The sequence below is a fragment of the Pseudomonas sp. EA_65y_Pfl1_P113 genome, assembly GCF_963970525.1.
In the GTDB taxonomy this organism is placed as follows: domain Bacteria; phylum Pseudomonadota; class Gammaproteobacteria; order Pseudomonadales; family Pseudomonadaceae; genus Aquipseudomonas; species Aquipseudomonas tritici.
On record NZ_CAXAQM010000076.1, the window covers coordinates 1 to 2,849 of the forward strand.

At 57.3% G+C, this 2,849-nt stretch carries 1 protein-coding gene and 1 pseudogene; both read left to right on the forward strand.

What is annotated here, in order from left to right; translation table 11 throughout:
• Positions 1-1,925: pseudogene (locus AACY52_RS28270) on the forward strand (hypothetical protein); the annotation flags it as partial.
• Positions 1,922-2,849: hypothetical protein (locus tag AACY52_RS28275; RefSeq protein ID WP_339561065.1), on the forward strand; the 928-nt coding region annotated here is incomplete at its 3' end. The pseudogene AACY52_RS28270 and the gene AACY52_RS28275, both read left to right, overlap by 4 nt.

A 2,849-nucleotide genomic window follows, 5' to 3' on the forward strand; every position in this document is an offset into this window, starting at 1 on the left:
ATACCACCGCGCCAGCGCATTTCCAGCATGTCGAACAACGCCATCAGACACTGTTTGCGGACCGGGACGTTTACCTCAAACGGTCCGCCAGCGGCACCTGGTTTGTCGATTACTATGACCTGGACACACGGCACTGGTTAACCGACCTGGCCACCGGTTGCCTGACCGCCCAATGCATTCGTGCCCAAGGTGCCGAACAATACGCCGACTACGTGCAGGCCGCCGATGGCGGCGCACTGACACAACTGTTCCGTGCCTGGACGCCCTCGCTCGATGCGGGCATTAACAACACCACTCGCCTGGGCGAGTTGATGGCTGCGCTGGCCGCTGAGAATATCGCGGCTACCCATCAGGCACTTGCGCCACTGGCCGCGCCGATTCTGGACGACCTTGCGAGCATGGCCCGAGACGCCCATGGCGCATGGAGCGTGCTGGTCAACCGTCTGGCTGCGTCGTTGCTGTTACTCAAAGGCGATAAAACCTTCAGCAGTGCCTGGCTGGGCGTCTTCGTTGCTGCTCGCCTGGGCAGCGAGGCCCGTTTACAGTCTGTGAGCGAGGGAGGCACTCAAGTCTGGAGATTACTGGGCCAACAAGCGGAAGGGCTGACCCAATGGGCCCGCACCACGGGGGATGCCATCGGTGCCGGGCATGTGAAAGGCATCGTGAACTCATCCTTTGTGACCAACAGCGGTGGCGTGGTGCCGTTGGCGGCCTTGCTGCTGAATACGCTCAATGCGGATAACTACTTGAGTCAAGCCGGAGCCGTGGAGGGGGTCGACAGCCAGCGCGTCAACGATACAGTTTCCGCAACGTTGTATGCTGCCGCCGCGCTCACCGCAGTGATTGATAATCAGGTGCGGCAGGGGTTGGGGAAGGATCGATTTCTGATTCGCTCAGCGGCGGCCCCAACCCTCACCCTGTTTGGTGGGGTGATTGGGCTTCTATCTACGGGTGCCGCATTATCAGAATTTAAATCCCTGCAAAAACAACTAGAAAGCGCTCAAACGCACATCGACCCGTGGCTGACGATGCGCCAGACCGTGGTCGCCGGGCAGGTCGCCGCCTATGGCGCCCAAGCACTACTAGGGGTCGGTCAGACGGCGAGAGCCTTGGCGGGCCTAGTGGAAGTGGAAGCGGCGATCATGCGCTATTCGATGTGCATGGGGCCGCTCAACTGGATCATGTTCGTGCTGGGCGTGCTGTACTTTGTTACTTGGTTTTTTCAGCAAACCCCACTGCAAAACTTCCTCAACTATTGCTGCTGGTCAAAAGCCCGAGCTGGCAATCTAGAGCCTATTGCGGCCAAAGCACAGCAAGACGAACTCAACCAACTGTACGGCATCCTGTATACCCCCCGCGTCAGCGCAAAAAGCAGCTCGGTGATGGTCGGATCCAGTGGTCCTTCCGGGCTAGCCTCCCAGAGCGTCATCAATGCCCTGACCATCGACTTGCCCGGCGCCGAACCTGGCAGTGTCTATCTGGAACTGAGCCTAATCGGCGATCCGATCGACACTCAGGCGTCTCGCGACCTGATCAAAAACAGCCCGTACTCCGCCTATAAACCACCTCGCCCATGGCGGGATATGGCACCTCACTGGCTGTCCGGTAGCACCTGTCGCTGGATCCCCGCTAACGAAGGCCAAGGTTTACGCCTGAGCGGGCCCTTCAGGTCAGTGCAGGGTGTCCTTAGCACACCACCCAGCACGGTCTCCCTGCGCTTGCGGTATCGCACGCCATTGACCGCGCTGCTGGGCGCCCGCAACTTTATCGGCGGCGAACGCGGTGTGGCCTTTACCGTGAGTGGCAGTGGGGACGTGATTGCCCTGCGGGACGATCCGACACCGGAACTGGATCGTGTGCCAAGCTACCCGCTCGACAGTGAGCGTTCATGCTCTATTTACCTGCAACCTAAGGACAGCGCATGAGTACGCCACCGGCGGGCACCACGAAAAAACGGATGTTTTCGCGCAATGACTACTTGGCGCCGTTACCCATTCCCACCGGTGAAAAACCCTCGGACGTGCTCAACACCATTTGGCGCAAGAACGAGGTATTTCTCGATATCGGTAATTACAGCATCGGCTCAGCAGTTATGGTGATTTGGCCTAGTATAATGACAGTATTAGCCATGTCTTACTTTACCCGAAATCTTAACTCTGACTTCAGCCAAGATATTTTGATCTTGGGCTCAATTATTATGCTTCTTCCTATCTGGTTTGTTATCCAAGGTTTATTTCGCGAGGTGCCGTTGCCGGTGCGTTTTAATCGGCAACGCCGCGAAGTGTGTGTGCCACGAGAGGATGGCGAGTACTGGATTGTCCCCTGGGAAAGCGTGACGGCGGCGGCCACGCAGCAGTCGTCGGTGAGTCAGGCGGGTAAAGCTACGATGGGCTTATTGATCATAGGCTTTGACAATCCTGACCCGCAGGCCAAGGAGGATAACAAGCATTTTTGGTTCGGGTTTAACTGTGGTGGCGGCACCACGGCCATGGCGTTGTGGGAGTGCATGCGTAGCTATATGGAGATTGGGCCGGACGCTGTTGAAGATCAGACGGCACGCTTCGACAGATCTAAAGGAATATGGGCTACCTACCTGGACGACCTTATCAAGGCTGCGAAGTTGAGAGGCTGGTTAATAACTGCTTTGTGGGAAGGCTTCTGCGGGATTTTTATTTTTAATACGCTACTGATAGATGTCCTTGAACGCTGGAAACTGAACCCGCCGCCTGATCTGCTTTACCCCGACATCATCGAATGGTCCAGGCCGCTACCACCCGAGCAATGGGCCAAGCGATCACCGGAGTTGGAGGACGCCATCGCAAAACGTGAAGCGGAACTGGCCGTGCAAC